At 33.8% G+C, this 15,988-nt stretch carries 16 protein-coding genes and 2 tRNA genes; 4 read left to right on the top strand and 14 right to left on the bottom strand.

The genetic code is table 11. The annotated features are described in order from the left end of the window. Positions 1–3 precede the first annotated feature (3 nt). Positions 4–1,803: a DUF4153 domain-containing protein gene (locus J4O15_RS00725; RefSeq protein WP_208099328.1), complete on the top strand. Its 1,800-nt coding sequence runs from the start codon at positions 4–6 to the stop codon at positions 1,801–1,803. Positions 1,804–1,863: 60 nt separating this feature from the next. Here the strand turns inward: J4O15_RS00725 and J4O15_RS00730 are convergent, their stop codons facing one another. The 10 genes from J4O15_RS00730 to J4O15_RS00775 form a co-directional block, all read right to left on the bottom strand. Then, positions 1,864–2,145, bottom strand: a complete 282-nt coding sequence (locus J4O15_RS00730) for a DUF1637 domain-containing protein (RefSeq protein ID WP_208099329.1) — start codon at positions 2,143–2,145, stop codon at positions 1,864–1,866. A 280-nt stretch (positions 2,146–2,425) separates the two neighbouring features. After that, the gene (locus tag J4O15_RS00735; protein ID WP_208099330.1) at positions 2,426–3,271 is read right to left on the bottom strand and encodes a Cof-type HAD-IIB family hydrolase; all 846 of its coding nucleotides are present in this window, start codon (positions 3,269–3,271) and stop codon (positions 2,426–2,428) included. A gap of 9 nt (positions 3,272–3,280) precedes the next feature. After that, on the bottom strand, positions 3,281–4,138 hold the full coding sequence (locus J4O15_RS00740) for a YitT family protein (protein WP_208099331.1): 858 nt from the start codon (positions 4,136–4,138) through the stop codon (positions 3,281–3,283). 210 nt (positions 4,139–4,348) lie between these two features. Then, the gene (locus J4O15_RS00745; protein ID WP_208099332.1) at positions 4,349–5,203 is read right to left on the bottom strand and encodes a TIGR02452 family protein; all 855 of its coding nucleotides are present in this window, start codon (positions 5,201–5,203) and stop codon (positions 4,349–4,351) included. Between the two features lie 193 nt (positions 5,204–5,396). After that, positions 5,397–5,480: transfer RNA gene (locus J4O15_RS00750), tRNA-Tyr, on the bottom strand. A 60-nt stretch (positions 5,481–5,540) separates the two neighbouring features. Further along, a tRNA-Arg gene (locus J4O15_RS00755) sits at positions 5,541–5,612 on the bottom strand. A 77-nt stretch (positions 5,613–5,689) separates the two neighbouring features. Beyond that, complete coding sequence (locus J4O15_RS00760) at positions 5,690–5,962, bottom strand: TIGR04076 family protein (protein WP_007593883.1); 273 nt, start codon at positions 5,960–5,962, stop codon at positions 5,690–5,692. 114 nt (positions 5,963–6,076) lie between these two features. After that, a complete protein-coding gene (locus tag J4O15_RS00765; protein WP_208099333.1) occupies positions 6,077–6,472 on the bottom strand; it encodes a hypothetical protein in 396 nt (131 codons plus the stop codon). 131 nt (positions 6,473–6,603) lie between these two features. Beyond that, the gene (locus J4O15_RS00770) at positions 6,604–6,900 is read right to left on the bottom strand and encodes an HIRAN domain-containing protein (RefSeq protein ID WP_208099334.1); all 297 of its coding nucleotides are present in this window, start codon (positions 6,898–6,900) and stop codon (positions 6,604–6,606) included. 106 nt (positions 6,901–7,006) lie between these two features. Then, positions 7,007–8,176 (bottom strand): MFS transporter, encoded by a 1,170-nt coding sequence (locus J4O15_RS00775; protein WP_208099335.1) that lies wholly within the window; start codon positions 8,174–8,176, stop codon positions 7,007–7,009. Positions 8,177–8,305: 129 nt separating this feature from the next. On the opposite strand from J4O15_RS00775, the gene J4O15_RS00780 reads away from it, so the two are divergent. Next, positions 8,306–9,208, top strand: a complete 903-nt coding sequence (locus tag J4O15_RS00780) for a helix-turn-helix domain-containing protein (RefSeq protein ID WP_208099336.1) — start codon at positions 8,306–8,308, stop codon at positions 9,206–9,208. Between the two features lie 36 nt (positions 9,209–9,244). Here J4O15_RS00780 and J4O15_RS00785 read toward each other — a convergent pair whose 3' ends face one another. Together J4O15_RS00785 and J4O15_RS00790 are read right to left on the bottom strand one after the other, a co-directional pair. Beyond that, entirely contained in the window at positions 9,245–10,465 is a 1,221-nt protein-coding gene (locus J4O15_RS00785; protein WP_208099337.1) for a sensor histidine kinase, read from the bottom strand. Continuing rightward, positions 10,462–11,166 (bottom strand): response regulator transcription factor, encoded by a 705-nt coding sequence (locus tag J4O15_RS00790; protein WP_034213769.1) that lies wholly within the window; start codon positions 11,164–11,166, stop codon positions 10,462–10,464. Before J4O15_RS00790 ends, J4O15_RS00785 begins: the two co-directional genes overlap by 4 nt. Positions 11,167–11,413: 247 nt before the next feature. Between J4O15_RS00790 and J4O15_RS00795 the strand changes: the two genes are divergently transcribed. Continuing rightward, a complete protein-coding gene (locus tag J4O15_RS00795) occupies positions 11,414–12,142 on the top strand; it encodes an ABC transporter ATP-binding protein (RefSeq protein WP_009219442.1) in 729 nt (242 codons plus the stop codon). After that, positions 12,139–13,644, top strand: coding sequence for an ABC transporter permease (locus J4O15_RS00800; RefSeq protein WP_208099338.1), 1,506 nt, complete (start codon positions 12,139–12,141; stop codon positions 13,642–13,644). The genes J4O15_RS00795 and J4O15_RS00800 overlap by 4 nt, the downstream gene beginning before the upstream one ends. A 216-nt stretch (positions 13,645–13,860) precedes the next feature. Here the strand turns inward: J4O15_RS00800 and J4O15_RS00805 are convergent, their stop codons facing one another. Together J4O15_RS00805 and J4O15_RS00810 are read right to left on the bottom strand one after the other, a co-directional pair. Continuing rightward, positions 13,861–14,538, bottom strand: a complete 678-nt coding sequence (locus tag J4O15_RS00805) for a hypothetical protein (protein ID WP_208099339.1) — start codon at positions 14,536–14,538, stop codon at positions 13,861–13,863. Further along, entirely contained in the window at positions 14,501–15,922 is a 1,422-nt protein-coding gene (locus J4O15_RS00810; RefSeq protein WP_208099340.1) for an AAA family ATPase, read from the bottom strand. The genes J4O15_RS00805 and J4O15_RS00810 overlap by 38 nt, the downstream gene beginning before the upstream one ends. Between the last annotated feature and the right edge of the window lie 66 nt (positions 15,923–15,988).

The raw sequence follows: 15,988 nt of genomic DNA on the forward strand, positions 1-15,988 counted from the left end.
AACATGAGCGAAAATTTATCAGATAATTCTACAGCTATAAATTTAAATAATGCCGAAACTATAAATTCAGACAATAATGTAACTGTAAATGCAAACAATAATGTAGCTGACGATTCAAACAACACTGTACACATAAGTGCAGACAACAATATGGCTGACAGTTCAAACAACACTGCAAACACAAGTGCAGACAATAATATAGCTGACGGTTCAAACAATACTGCAAATGAAAGCGCTTCCACCGCCGGTGTTAATACGGAGTCCGCAACTTCAAATAAGGTTCCGATAAAAAAAGAGCCTAAATATAAGTTTGAAACGGTAGATATAATAATGCTGCCCGTTGTATTTATACTGGCATTTTTATGCACAAAATATTATAACTTAAATACAAGTGTAGCAACTTTAGGTTTGGGAGCTACCGCATACATAGTACTTTATGTTATCTCAGTGCTTGTATATGCTAAATTAAAGTCTGTTAAGCTCAATAGCGAAAGCATTATTTTATCGATACTTATGATACTTTTAGCCATAAGCTTTACTGTTTTTTATAACTATTCCCTTGGTATATTTATGCAAATTGCTATGAGTTTTATGCTTATTTACCTTCCTGTAACGGTATTTAACAAGCTTATAAAAAGTGAAACTTCAGAGCTTATATTATATGACTATATCAATGCACTTGTACTTATTCCTATACATAACGCTACTTCTTTTTGGCTTTGCATGTTTTCAAAGAGGGGAAAAAGTTCTTCAAGTACAAAGACTAAGTACTTTTTGCATATTTTTCTCGGACTTTTGATTGGCACTCCGTTTATAATGATTGTCATTTTCCTGCTTTCAAGTGCAGATGCTACTTTTAAAAATATTTTTGACAATTTATTTAACTTCGATATCAGTATTCCTAAAAATATCGGAACTCTTATATGGTCACTACCTATTGCAACCTACCTGTACGCACTTATCTACGGAAGCTCCATAGAGGATAATTCAAAGTCCTTTAATATAGATAAGTTTAATAAAACTATGGATAATGCCGCTTCCATACCAAGACTTAGTTTATATACCGTTAATGCAGTTATTTGCTGCTTTTATATTCTTTTTATAGGCATACAGGCTACATATTTTATAGATATTTTAGGCGGTTCTTTGCCGGCTGATTTTACCTATTCAGACTATGCAAGAAGAGGATTTTTTGAACTTCTGGCTGTTGCCTTAATAAATATAGTATTTATTGCGGTAGCGAAAATTTTATCCGTTAAAAATGAAAATAATAAGTATTTGCGTATTCATATAATCCTAAATTCAATATTAACATTGGTGCTTATATCTGTTGCCTTTGCCAAGATGTATCTGTATATAAGCACTTATGGACTTACAACACTGCGCATAATTCCAAGTGTATTTATGATTTTCTTATGTTTTGTATTTGCCTTTATCATAATGGGAGAATTTAAGAAGAACTTTCCTGTTACCAAATTAAGTTTCTATGCAGGAAATATACTTTTTGTACTTCTTTGCCTTGCCAATATAGATGCAGTGGTTGCCCGGTATAATCTTAATGCCTATATGAATGGTAATCTGCCATACTATGATATATATGATCTTAAGGAAAGTGATATGGCTGCAATGCCTGTTATTTACAATGCTTGGAAAAACAGTTCAGATAAAGAGTTTAAAGAAAAGCTCCATTCTTCTGCAGAAAGCATCATGAGGTATTATTCTTTTGATATAGATGAACCTATCAGCTATAATTACGCCAGAAATAAAGCTTTGGAAATAGAAAAGAATATGAAGCTCCATTAAATATAAAGCAAAAGGCTGCCAAACAGCAATTACACTGTTTGATAGCCTTTTTGTTTAAGTTTATTTGTCAATAAGGGTTACAAAGAACTCTCCGTCTTCCAAAAACTCTGCATTTATATAATTATCACCGTCAAAATACAATATATCTCCAGGTATTAAATCATGGGCTTCTTCATCATTAAGAAATACCCTTACCGCACCCTTTACCACAGTAAGTATTATATATGCCTCAGCATGGTTGTGCTTTGTAATTAAATCTCCCTTAACCCCTGCCTTCTTTACAACATTAAATTTATCTTTAGCAAATACAAGACCTGCAGCATTTTTTACTTCTCCAACCATAAAACTCCTTTCTAAACTACCAGTTGAATTACTTTATAAGTATATCATATCAAGAATATAAATTCAGTATTATTTTATAGACTCAAACTTCCCACACCTTTAAGGTGTAACGCACATTGAAAATTCAATCTTTCAGCCCAAAAAGGCATAAAACTAAATCTTTGCTATAGTGCAGTTAACAAAAAAATTCTAACAAAGAAGATTTATGCCATGTCTACTATAATACAAAACAGTACTGATGAAGTAGCCTTAATTGATTATATAAAAATCAAATTATATCCTATCTGTCCCAGTAAAACAGCTTCTCAATCACATCCACTATCCCGTCCTCATCATTGGACTTTGTGATATAGTCTGCAGCCTGACGCACTTTCTCCTGTGCATTGGCCATTGCCACTCCGATTCCTGCCGCCTTAATCATTGACAAATCATTAAAACCGTCACCACAGCAGATCAGATTGCCGACATCCTTACCAAGCTTTTTTGTCATATTTGTGATGGTATTTGCCTTATCTATACCCACCTCAGTAAGTTCAAGAAAATACGGTTCTGAACGAACTATGTTTAATTTGCCGTCCCAAAGCTTTTTCATTTCCTTTTCCACCTCTGCAAGATGCTCTCCCGGTGCAGTCATAAGACATTTAATGATCGGAAATGTAATCTGTGGAGTCAAAGGATCCGCCTTAACCCTGATGAATTTATTGATTGTGACCTCCATTGTATAATATGGCTCCTCAATATCAAGTGCATAGGCCTTATCATGATTGTATGTCATTAAATTTACACCGAAGTGCTTTGCCTGCTCTTCAAGCACAGGCAGATATTCATGTGTCAATTCCTTTATAAAAAGCTCTTTATTATTTTTGCAGTCAAAAAAATATCCGCCATTATATGAGAGTATATATCCTCCCTTCTCTTCCAGCCCAAGTATATTTGCTACCGGAGTAACTCCAAATGTCGGTCTTCCCGATGCCAGTACCACTGTGCCTCCGGCTTTTATAAATCTGTCAATAGCATCTATTGTATTTTCTGTTATTTCCTTTTTGGAATTGGTCAATGTTCCATCCAAATCAAGTGCCAATACGGCATCCTTTACTTTTATTTTCTTTTTTTCAAATATATTCATTCTTTCCCCTTATAAACGCCTAAAGCCCTCTCCTGCAACTTCATTTGAGTCTAATATAATAACAAATGAAGTCGGATCCAATTTTTTTGCCGCCTGTCTTACCATATGTACTTCCTTGGTTCTGCATGCACACATTACCACATTTTTTTCTTCCTCAGTGTAACTTCCCACCGCCTTAAGATATGTTGAGCCACGGTCTATAATATCAGATATCTCCTTAGCCATTTCCTTAGGCTTATCGCATATAATCATAATGAGCTTACCTGCTGTAAGTCCATCCATAGCCTTGTCAAGCACCACTGCTACCAGATATGCTATAATAAGTCCGTAAATCAAGCTGTTAATACTCTTAGAAACCAGGGCAACACCCAGTACAATAATAATAGAGTCTATTACCAACGCTATCTTTCCAAGTGAAAAATGTGGAAAGAAATGGTGTACCAGTACCATTATAAAATCAGCTCCTCCTGTAGAAGAATCCCTCATAAAAATAAGCGAATATCCTGTTGCCGAGATTATTCCTGTACATATAGCCGCCAACATATGATCCCCTTGATAAACCGGTACTGTTTTTGCAACCACATCAATCACAAGTGAGGTTATAACAATGGATTTAATAGATTTGAGTAAAAACTTTTTCCCAAGTTCTCTGTAGGAAAGTATTGCAAAAGGTATATTTAAAACTATTGTTCCTATACCTACAGGTAAACCCGACAACTGATATATAATAAGTGCCAGACCTGTAAATCCTACCATTGGGAATTTAAAGGCTGCCGCAAAGCAATATGTGCCTATTCCCATAAAAATACCTGCGATAATATCTACGATAATATCAATTGACAATTCTTTTATAAGTTCCTTATTCATCTTTTTACCTAACCATATATAATATCTTTACAATATTCAAAGTCTTAGACTTAATATAAGCGAACTCTTACTAAGGCTAAGACTTTTTAATCTTTAACATTATATACTATATTATGAAAAAATGGCAGTACTAAATTTCATTGTCATAAGATGAATAAATGCATACATCAGGTATTCCGGAATAATAAAAAACTCTCACCTATTCCATACCTAAATATCGCCGAAATACTCCGCAAAAGCATTAAAATTATATTTATTTGCTGAATGATCCAATACAGCAAAATGTATTTCTTTAAATAGTTTTTTTAGCGCGATATCTTTATATTTTATGTCTTCCAGAGCTTTATAGTATAAATCTGAAACTGTTTTTGCATCATTACCGAAAGCACCGCAGCCCCATGCACCAAGTACCAAATATTTATATCCATAATATGCCGCAACTTTTATAGTTGAAACTATTCTGTTGAAAAATAATTTTTCAAAATCTTCCTGTCCTATGCCAAAAAGTCCTCGAGAAATCACAGGTGCGGCACATGTCATAACCGATACAATGGTTGAATCCTCCAATAATTCACCATTTAAGTCCTTTATAATTTCCACTGTAGGATTCATTATCATAGCATCTGAACCCATTAGAGATCCCAATGTGGAATTATATCTATAGTATTCCTTGGCTGATGCATCCTCCAATGCCAAAAGTAATGAGCTTTTACGGCAAAGATCCTCTTCCTGTGCCCTTGCTCCTCTTCTTACTCCACCACCCGGATTCACAGGATTTGCAAAATTAAGCACCAAGACTCTTTCATCAGGCTTTCTCTCTTTGATACTTAATGCAGCTGAAAAAGAATCCTTATTTATACAAAAATACTTAGATTCTTCTTCATTACACTTTTTCTTATTCAAACACTCACAAATATTACTTACCTGATTTGGAAGTAAAACATTGGATGCATGTAACTCTTTTTTTGAAAGCTTTATATCTTTTTTCTCTCCCCCCTTTATATAAAACCCTTCTTCAAAGATCTTTAAAGTGTCATTTAACATCTCCATTTCTCGTGTTCTCATAATCCCTCCAATAATATGCTTTTCTAATAACCGACTCTTTAAATTTAACATTATAATATCGGCTTATCTCTTTACCATACAATATCATTTCAGGTGTACAATAAAAATGCCTGACATATACCAAATAAAAAATTAGCTTTTTATTCCCATAGAGGATTTACCTATATATTATTGTATTACATTTTCAAACTAATGGGCAGAGCCGGAATCGAACCGGCGTTGTTTCTTTTGTAACGGATTTACAGTCCGCCCCCTTCGCCACTCGGGACACCTGCCCTTATATAATTTTTTATTTTATGACGCAAGCTTATATTGAAAACTATAGTTCATAAAATAATCCCCCTATCCGGATTCGAACCGGAATCAATCGGTTCGTAGCCGATTATTCTATCCATTGAACTATAGGAGAGTCATGTAAAAGAATAACATTGGGAGATTCTTCTGTCATTCTACCGGTAGTATAAATGCCTGTTTATGATTTTCCACCTATTCTTCTACCATCTCCGCTTTAAATACCAATATAACATCCGCATCCGAACAGCAAAACTCAGCCTGACCTTCCGGCTGCCCCGGGAGACTTCCGCCATATCTTAAAATATCAATATATGGAAAGGCACAATGCATTGCCATAGGGCATATCTTCCCCCTATCCTCATCATAGTCAAAAACCTCTCCCACATGATGCCCCCTGTGACAGCCCATCTTCCCTCTTCTGTCTGTAATTGTTATTTTAATTTTTGGTCGCTTTCCTCTATTCATAACTTTCTCCGTTCACTAAAATAATATCAAATATCGCCATAAATCTTATACAATATTCCATACTGAATACTGCAATTTAAAAGCTTTCTAATGTCTATCTTTTAAATTCCGCTCTTATAAAATTATAGCCGAACTTAAGACCTGCCAAAAGCAGCGAAGCCCCCAAACCCGCATAAAAAACGCAATAAATCGCTTCGGCGCAAGTCCCCCTGAACGCAAAACAATGCCCAATATCATCATAAATGCCATTATAACAAAGGATTTTTTATCAAAGAACTTTATAAAAAGATGTTTTTCTTCCGTGTAATTACTGATTCTTTCCGTATGCTTTTTTACCGGTTTACCAAAAACGAAAATCTGAAATACAACAAACACAAGTACAGACAATAAATAATTTATTATATTATGATACGGCTTATACTCTATAAATCCTATTCTAAAGATATTAAAGCCTGCCGCACTCCACACAAACCATGCAAGCAATAGCAAAGTGTTTCTTTTTACATTCATGGTATACCTCCATTAGGCGATCTAACATCATTATAAGTAAAAAAATGTACACTGTCAAAAGATGTACATTTTTCTTTAACCCCGATATTTGTTTGTAAATAAATCTAAAGTCCACTGTTATTTTATAGCTTTTACTGATTTATAAGTTCACACAGGATGCCTTTTGGCATTACATATAAAATTCTTCCCTTTGCACTGTCACCTATCTTATCATAAAGCCTGCCTGCACTGTAACTCTCACCTAATACCGTATAAGGGCTGTTTGCCACATAACCGATAGTGCCAAGCCCCGGCAGTTCCACCTTGATTGCCTCCTTATCATATTCATTATCCGTCTCCTTGATAAGTTTAACCTTCATCTTAGGCTTTAAAAAATCCTGACCATAATGATGACTTGTACCTGTAATAGTAAAATAAATCTCTTTCATATTTCCTCCAAGTTTTAATCTTCTTTTTGATATTTTTATCCTAGCATATAATGTGTCCGATAAAAATGACATCATATTATATGGGCTTATAAGAAGGAAATATATTTTATATGGTTTGGATTTTTTTGCATCTTAAATATGCCAGTTCAAGCATTCCTATATTAAGTATTGCAAAAAATATCAAATATACAGGCATTATCCCGATACCTATATGCTGCTGCAACACCCCGAATACCATCGGCATAAATGTACTTCCTGTATAGGCAAATGCCATTTGAAGCCCGATAACAGCCGCACTGTATCTTTTTCCAAAATTTGTCGGTGCCATATGCTGAATTGCGGGATATACAGGTCCCATACCGGTTCCTATTATCACAAAGCCTATAGCAGCAACCAGATAGTTTTGTGTAGGAATAAATAACATAAAAATCCCGATAAATTCCAAAATAATACCTAATCTAATAAGCTTTTTGTCTCCAAATATATTTGATATAAAACCTGAAATCAATCTTCCAAGCATCAAACCGCCAAATATAAGCGCTCCGAATGCTGCAATTCTTTCATCCGACAGTCCTGACTTGGTGCCTGCAAAATAGCTGGGAGTCCACAAAAAACAGGTTGCCTCACCTGAACAGTAGGCAAAAAAAGCAATCAATGTCAACAAGACTCCCGGCACCTTAATACTCTCTCTGATTCCTGCACTCTCCTGCCTATCTTCCTCTGCTTCCGATTCATTGCCCTTCCATAGCGGCAATGAAATTATTACAATTGCCAAAATAGCAGTTTGAACAAAAGCCGTCCATAAATATCCTTCATTCCACTTTGCATATTTAAGTGCACGCGACATAATATACGGGCTAATCATTGCTCCTACTCCGTAAAAGCAATGTAAAAAATTCATAACAGAGCCTGAGTAATTGCTTGCCACATAATGATTGACAGATGCGTCAATCGCTCCTGCTCCAAGTCCGTAAGGAATTGCAAAAATAAAAAGCATTTCATATCTGTGTGAAATGGAAAAACCGGCTAAACCCAAAATAGTAAGTACTATTGATGATATTACAATCCACTTTGTATGAAATCTATTAATCATTCCGGGGCTTAGAAGTGCTGATATAATAGTCATAAAGCATATAGTCATTGATATATAACCTGCATATGAAGACGGTACTCCAAATACCACCTGCATTTTCGGCCAGCCTGAGCCTAAAAGCGAATCCGGCAGTCCAAGACTGATAAAAACCAGATATATAACAGCCAGTAGTAAAGAAATCATATTTACCTCATTTCAAATATTCATTTTATATGTTAGTATTATATCGTAAAATAAATCAAAACATGTAGTACTATATCGTTTATTATCGTTATTTTAATAGTACTATATGGTCATTATATAGGAGGTAAAATGTCACTTTCATACTCTGTCGATAAGGTTGATAAAGACGGTAGGGAAATGCTCACCTATGGAACAAAGGATTTTCCGATAGCTTTCTTTGACGATGATTTGGTGAAGGTTTCCGTTCCATGGCATTGGCATGATGAATTTGAAGTTGTAATTATCACTGAGGGCATTGTAAATGTCAAAATATCAAACAGCGAACTTATATTAAAAGCCGGAGAGGGTTATTTTGCCAATGGAGGCATATTGCACTCTGCAAACCTTAAGTCTGTGACCGGACATCAGCACTGCCTTATATTTTCGCCGGATCTTTTATGTTCAAAAGATGATATCATTAGACAAACTTATATAGATCCTGTTATAAATAATTGTACTTTTCCATTTATAAAATTATCTCCTGAAATCGGCTGGCAGAATAAAATACTGAAACTTTGTGAAGATGCCTGGCAGCAGGGTGCTTATGAGCATAAAGATTATCCTTTGAATGTTAAAGCCGATCTTGGTCATGTATTTGCTTTAATAATTGATCATATGGATTTTATATCGGAAGAAAACATTTATACCAATAATTCAAAAAAAGACGAATCCCGCATCAAAAAAGCTATTGTTTTTATTGAAAATAATTACGATTCATTTATCGGTATTAAAGATATAGCAAAAAGTGCAGATATAAGTGTAAGCACCTGTCTACGCCTGTTTAAAGATATTTTATGTACAACACCTATACAATACCTCATTAATTACAGAGTTCAAAAAGCTGTTGAAAAAATGAAACTTAATATAAAAAAGCCTATATACGAAACAGCCTATGAATGCGGCTTTTCAGATGCTGCATATTTTAATCGCCGTTTTAAAAAGATATACGGATGCACACCCACAGAGTATTTATCCAAAATAAATACTCTGTAATAGTGCCGCCCGACTCCATTATTTTGCTTTGATGCATTACCACTGCATCCTGCAACTAAATCCGCCTTCCTCATTTTTCAAAAATTCAATCTTCCATCTATGATATTCTGCCACCTTTTTTACTATCTTCAGTCCAAGTCCGTGATTGCCCATACTTTTTTCAAAGGCATAGGACTTTTTATTTATTTTTTGCAAAAACTCCCTGTTTACTCCCTGCCCGTTATCTTTTATTTCTAAAACAGTATTTTTATTATTTTCATTCAGGTTTATGCTGATGGTGCATCCTTCTTCATTGTATTTCATAGAGTTATTTATAAGATTTATTATCGCTCTTTCCACAAGCTCCTCATTTATTAAAAAAGTTTTTCCCTGTAAACCCTCTTCTATATTCAGATCAAATTCAAACTTTGATACTGTATCTTCATCCAGTGTATTTATAATATTGGTTAAGATTTTACGAATAAAAACACTCATTTGAACCTGCTTTTTTATAAATCTTCCTGTTCCAAAATCAAGTTTACTTGAAAGATTTAGATTTTCAACCAATGCTCTTATACGTACTCCCTGTTTATCAATAATTTCAGCTTTGTTTTTTATTCTGTCATCCGGGCTTTCATTTAATATCATTTGTGCATTGCCAAGTATAATAGCAAGCGGTGTTCGTATATCATGTGAAACTCCTGCAATCCACTCCACCCTTTCTTCTTCTCTCATTCTTTGCTTTGCCTTATAAAGCTTCAAAGATATAAAAATTAATAAAATAATATTAACAACAAGTACTAAAGGTGTTATTTTAACAAATAATAAAAGATTATTTACATCATATTCCAATGTATATTTCCATATTTTGCTGTTTAACTTACCTATTATTAACAGCCCCCCATCATCTACTACATAGGTATGTACCGGATAATCCTCCAGATAATATCTTGAAAACTTTGCCACATCCTGCAAAGTATACTGTCGATTTTTTAGATCATCCGGTAAATTCTCACTCCATACAGTTTTTCCCTCTTTATCAATTATAAAAGCAAATTCATTATTACTATGAAGTTTTACACTTTCTTCCACACTTAATGAGAATTTTCCTTTATCACCGGTCATATTATTCATTATTTCTCCGGCAGATGTTTTATACACATCCTGGCTTTCATGTACTATTATGCTGTAAATTATCAAATCAATAAATAGTATGACTATCGCACAGAGTAATATATTAATTATAAATTGTACTCTTCTTTCTCCCCTTATTCTCATGCTCTCTCCAATTTATAGCCAAGCCCTCTGACTGTTTTTAAAAATACAGGCTTTGACGGATTTTTCTCTATTTTTTCACGCAGATGTCGCATATGAACTATTAAGGAATTTTCCAGTCCATAGCTTCCGTCCGGCCAAAGTTCCTCACAAAGTATATCTGTGGTTACTATCCTTCCTCTATTTCGATATAAAACAGAAAACAGCGTAAGTTCTTTTGCTGTAAGTGTTATATCTTCTCCGTTTTTTCTAACTGTACCTCCATCTAAAGATACCAGGCTTTCTCCCAATATTACTTCCGATATATTTTCATCTATTGTATAACATCTTCTGATTACCGCCCCTATACGAAGCAATAATTCTTTTGGAAGAAAGGGCTTTGTAATATAATCATCCGCTCCAAGTCCCAGACCATGCAGCCTGCTCTCATCCTCATCCCTTGCCGAGAGAAAAATCACAGGCAGTTTTGGAAAGATTCCTTCATTTTTTAATCTCTCATAAAAATCAAATCCGTTTCCGTCACCAAGCATCACATCCAGTAAAATCAAATGTACTTGACATTTTTTTATTTTTTCATTTGCTTCTTTTAAACTGAATGCCGATTCTACATTGCTGTAACCTTCATTTTTTAAAATATCCGCTACTACTCCTGCAAGCTCTCTTTCATCATCTATTATAAGGATTTTACAATCTTTCTTTTCCATATTTACTCCTATATTATTTTCTTTACTTATTATAACTTATATAAGCTCCTACAATATATAAAAATGAATTTCTTAATGTAATCATAATGTAGAGATAATCTTAATATAAGCTTTGACCATTATTCTATATACATGCAAAAAACTGCATATGCCGATTTTAGGAATATTAATACTAAAAGTCTGACTACAACGGCAAAATCAGACTGCGACAAAGGCAAACTTTTAAAGTAATTAGAAGGGAATATATATGAACAATACAATACTTGAAATCAAAAATTTATCTAAAAAGAGTGGTAGCAGCTATCGTGTCAAAAACTTATCCATGAGTATACCGAAATCCTGTGTCTATGGATTCCTTGGACCTAATGGAGCCGGTAAAACAACAACCCTTAAAATGATTCTGGGGCTGATAAAAAAGGATGCCGGTGAAATAAAGATGTTCGGTGAAGATGTATCGGCTAAAAATCTTTTGTCTTTACTGCATAAAACAGGCAGCCTTATAGAGAACCCCGGAGGCTACCCACATCTAAGCGGTCTTGAAAATATGCAAATCATTGCAAAATTAAAGGGTGTAAATGAATCGGAAATAGAAAAAGCATTAAAAACAGTTCGCTTATATGAACAAAAGGATAAAAAGCTTGGTGCATATTCACTCGGTATGAAGCAAAGACTCGGTATTGCTATGGCTTTACTTGGGGATCCCAAGTTCCTTATTTTGGATGAGCCAAGTAACGGGCTTGATCCTGCAGGCATAATGGAAATCAGAAATCTGATTACCTCTTTACCAAAGGAAAGAGATATAACTGTTCTTATATCAAGCCATCTTCTTAATGAGATAGAACAAATGGCTGACTATGTAGGTATCATTCACAAAGGGCAGATGCTATATCAGGGAAAATTATCCGAACTTGAATCAACCGGCGAAAATCTGGAACAGATTTTCCTTGAACTTACCGGAGAAAGGGAATCACTATGAAGCAAATAGGTTTACATCAGTATCTTTTAATAGAATTTAAGAAAAATAAGTTTATAATTTCAGCTTTACTTTTATTTATCGGAATTATTTTAAACTGTCTTTATGTATTACAAGGCAGACTGCCGCAGGGGCAGGAATGGCAAATGATTTTTGCCTCAATTCCTTTTATCAATACATTATTGATTTCCATTATGATGTCTGTACTTGCCAGCAAATGTATTGATATGGAAAATAAAGGCAATATGTGGAATACTCTACCTACACTTTATAGCAGAACAAAACTTTATATATCAAAGCTGATGTTCGGTTTCGTGCATATAATTTTATTTTGTATATTACAGACGATCTTACTGCTTTATTTTTCTGTAAAGATTCTGCCTGAAAGTGATTTCCCGCTTTTTTATCTTGTATTTACAATATTATCCGAAATTATATTCGGTATGATTATTTTCCAATTGCAATGTCTGCTTTCACTAAGATTTCAGAGTCAGTTTGCAGCACTTTCTATCGCATTTGGCGGAACACTGGCAGGCGTTTTCCTTGCTTTTATAAGCAAGTTTTCACTTACACCATGGTCTGTACTGTTTTCTCTAAGTACCGTATCTATGGATTTTGATTCTGCAACAAGACAAATACTGCTTTCATGGAATAAGATAAATATTCCGGCTGTTCTTGTAGGTTTAATATATTTTTTTGTTACTATGATAATAGGCTTTAAAGTATTTAATACTCCGGAAACAATGAACTTTACCTTTATTCATTCAACAGCTAAAAGAAAGAGTATACATACTATACTGCCTGCTGAACTTATAAAACTTAAATACAATCCTGTATGGATTCCCTTTATTTTGATTCCTGTTATTTCAGCAAGCATCGGTATTATAAATTTCCTTGGAAACCAGTATGTACTGTCCTTTAACTGGGATGACCTTTGGACTCAAGAATCGTTGTTTTTAGGAATGTTTTTCCTGTCTCCTTTGATTGCTATTCTGGCAAGCCTTCTGTTTCGTATGGAGCATCAGGGAAATAACTGGAATATAGTACTTACAGCAAACTCAAGATTTAAAATCTTAAAGGATAAATGGCTTACAACTGCAGCTCTTTCCATGATTTGTATACTATGGGTTGCTATAATATATATTATTTCCGGAAAGCTGCTCGGTATCCCGGGTAATATACCTTCGATATTCTTTTTAAGGATTTTTACAAGTTTAATCTGTATTATTGCTATTGCAGGTTTCCAATGTATGTTGTCATTAATAATACGCTCCTTTGCAATACCTGTAGGACTTGCTTTCCTTGGAAATATATTTGGACTTTTGCTTAATTTAAAAGGACTTTTTTATGCCACACCGTTTTCAATGCTGATTTATTCTATGGGAAGCACAAATATAAAAGGAGAGCTTAATATACCTCTTACTATATTATCATGTTTATTTTATATCTGTATTACTTTTGGTATAGGTATGTTGTATCTTAATAAAGTGGATATAAAGACGTGAAGGTAAATGGGCTGTCATAGTAACGCTAATACCTTTAATATGGAAATTTAACGGGATTATATATTGTGACGGCATACAAAACTTATCCAAAAAACAATATTCCAACTTAAAATCCCCTTCAACAGACTGTTTTTTCATATCTGTTTAAGGGGATTTATATAAATAATATCTATATAAATTTTGCTCTTCCTATACAGTAAATTAAGAGATTTAATATCATTTAAATATTAAGTGCATATTGGAATGTCTATGCAATGAGTTCATATCCTTTTCTATAAATCTCCAAGTGTTTTTATAAGTATCTATAACTGCAAAAGCGGGATCGGAAATAAATTCAATAAATGCCTCAACTTTTCCCTCATATTCTTCTGCAAAATCATCTGAAAGAGTCTGTTTCTCCTCATCTGTAAAATCTTTCAGTTCATCATATAATACATGTTCAATATTACAAGAATTAAAGTAAATCCTGTAATTAATACCTTTAACTCTTGGTATTGTATATAACTTAGAAAGGATTTCTGACTTATGTTTATTCCTCTTCTCTACCTTAGAGACATCATCAGTCTCAATATGATCTTCATAATACTGTATATTTTTTATATCACTCTGCTGTATACAATCTTTTGTAAAAGCACCGTCAGTATCTGTTATATGAATTATACTGACAAAGTCATTCGAACGATATCCATACTTGTTTCTGATTTCTTCTACTTTATCTCCTATTTTAATCAGCACATTATCTTTTGTAGTGGCAAAATCGGATGTAATATCTCCATGAACCACCGCAAATTGAACTTCTTTAGTCGAAAAATGTTCTTTTAAAATACCTCCAATTGCATTTTCATCGCTAGGTCCTTCAACTATTACCATCACAACTTTTTTTTCTCTCTTCATGCAAAAGTTTCCCCGCTTTTCTGAATGCTCTTGCTATCTTTAAACTGTCAGTTTCTTCATAAATAGGCTCTTCCTGTCCTCCAAGCGTTATGCTCCGAATGTACATACTTCTGAGATTATTTGAATCTTTAACATTCTTCATATGAATATATCTGTTATTAGGATTAACCGTTGAAAACATAATACTTTCTTTATCAAGCATCTCAAGAGCACGAAGATTATGAGATGTAAAAATCAACTGTCCCTTGGCACTCTTTGAAAAAATATCTAATAACTCACCTAATAGGTATTCAAAGATTCCGGCATCCAGCTCATCAATAATCAAACATATTGAGGCATTGCTAAATGCCTGTATAAGGGCATTTAAAATGGAAATGATCTTAATAATACCATCCGATTCCATTCTGATAGGAATAGGTTTCTTATTTCCTCTTACAGACATAAGTTCAACTTTCCATCCCTCTTCACCTGAATCTAAAGCTTGTTTACCATATTCTTTAATATCTATCCGCATTCCGGGAATTATTGTATAAAGCACTGTGTTGATTTGATCCACAATCTCTTTAAGCAGTTCTTTGCGTTCACTGTCCAATACAAAAGGCTCCATCAAAGGTACTGCAAAATCTCCCTTCATTCCGATTTTCTCTTTATCAACACGAAAAGACATAGGTAATAGAACATTTGTTGAAATCATACCTGAGTGTGAATTGTCTATTACAAATAAATCTCCAAGTGCAAATCTAAACAATGCACTCAGTACATCCACATAAATTTTAAATTTGTCTGATACATTATTAAAGAAAATATCCCTGCTGTTTTCGCCGAAGATATATGAGCAATTACTTTTTTCAGCCATTTTTTTTGCTACAATAAGATCTGTTTTAATGTCCTTATTCTTTCCAATCAATTCCTCAAGTCGTTTCTGTGGCTTAAAAATAGTTTCAGTCTCATTTCTCCTATAGTCCATGAAAACATTTTTATTTGTTCTGCTTCCATCCTGATTTATTGCACAATTTATGTATTCTCTATCAATACATATTCCATTATCACCCTTAGAAAAAATTATATAATATCCAACTTCATATAAAACATTTTCCTTAAATATTTTAAATTCGGCATTTACTTCCGCACTTTCTGAATCTGTATCAATATAATCAGCTATTCTTTGGTCTAATTCCTCACCAATCATGATTTGTTGAAGAAATGAAAATGTATCAACAATTGCAGTCTTTCCTGAACCGTTTTGCCCATAAACTCCCAGTATTTCCGCACTGCCACAATCAAAACTTCTATTGTATTCATGTGGCATGATTATTGTACCGTTTTTTACATTCTTAATATTTTTTATTGTTAAAGATGACAATCTAACAATACTCTTCCACATAAAACCACCTCCATATAAATTATATAATAACATATTAGGCTAAAATCCTCAATATAATTCTATTTA

The sequence above is a fragment of the Lachnoanaerobaculum sp. Marseille-Q4761 genome (assembly GCF_017565785.1).
In the GTDB taxonomy this organism is placed as follows: Bacteria; Bacillota; Clostridia; order Lachnospirales; family Lachnospiraceae; genus Lachnoanaerobaculum.

What these genes read in the sequence shown, in the direction of transcription:
- J4O15_RS00795 (WP_009219442.1), top strand. Translation starts at nt 11,414, where the DNA reads ATGAACAATACAATACTTGAAATCAAAAATTTATCTAAAAAGAGTGGT.
- J4O15_RS00730 (WP_208099329.1), bottom strand. Translation starts at nt 2,145, where the DNA reads ATGGTTGGAGAAGTAAAAAATGCTGCAGGTCTTGTATTTGCTAAAGAT.
- J4O15_RS00745 (WP_208099332.1), bottom strand. Translation starts at nt 5,203, where the DNA reads ATGAGAACACGAGAAATGGAGATGTTAAATGACACTTTAAAGATCTTT.
- J4O15_RS00800 (WP_208099338.1), top strand. Translation starts at nt 12,139, where the DNA reads ATGAAGCAAATAGGTTTACATCAGTATCTTTTAATAGAATTTAAGAAA.
- J4O15_RS00725 (WP_208099328.1), top strand. Translation starts at nt 4, where the DNA reads ATGAGCGAAAATTTATCAGATAATTCTACAGCTATAAATTTAAATAAT.
- J4O15_RS00735 (WP_208099330.1), bottom strand. Translation starts at nt 3,271, where the DNA reads ATGAATATATTTGAAAAAAAGAAAATAAAAGTAAAGGATGCCGTATTG.
- J4O15_RS00785 (WP_208099337.1), bottom strand. Translation starts at nt 10,465, where the DNA reads ATGAGAATAAGGGGAGAAAGAAGAGTACAATTTATAATTAATATATTA.
- J4O15_RS00805 (WP_208099339.1), bottom strand. Translation starts at nt 14,538, where the DNA reads ATGAAGAGAGAAAAAAAAGTTGTGATGGTAATAGTTGAAGGACCTAGC.
- J4O15_RS00765 (WP_208099333.1), bottom strand. Translation starts at nt 6,472, where the DNA reads ATGAATGTAAAAAGAAACACTTTGCTATTGCTTGCATGGTTTGTGTGG.
- J4O15_RS00790 (WP_034213769.1), bottom strand. Translation starts at nt 11,166, where the DNA reads ATGGAAAAGAAAGATTGTAAAATCCTTATAATAGATGATGAAAGAGAG.
- J4O15_RS00740 (WP_208099331.1), bottom strand. Translation starts at nt 4,138, where the DNA reads ATGAATAAGGAACTTATAAAAGAATTGTCAATTGATATTATCGTAGAT.
- J4O15_RS00780 (WP_208099336.1), top strand. Translation starts at nt 8,306, where the DNA reads ATGTCACTTTCATACTCTGTCGATAAGGTTGATAAAGACGGTAGGGAA.
- J4O15_RS00760 (WP_007593883.1), bottom strand. Translation starts at nt 5,962, where the DNA reads ATGAATAGAGGAAAGCGACCAAAAATTAAAATAACAATTACAGACAGA.
- J4O15_RS00810 (WP_208099340.1), bottom strand. Translation starts at nt 15,922, where the DNA reads ATGTGGAAGAGTATTGTTAGATTGTCATCTTTAACAATAAAAAATATT.
- J4O15_RS00775 (WP_208099335.1), bottom strand. Translation starts at nt 8,176, where the DNA reads ATGATTTCTTTACTACTGGCTGTTATATATCTGGTTTTTATCAGTCTT.
- J4O15_RS00770 (WP_208099334.1), bottom strand. Translation starts at nt 6,900, where the DNA reads ATGAAAGAGATTTATTTTACTATTACAGGTACAAGTCATCATTATGGT.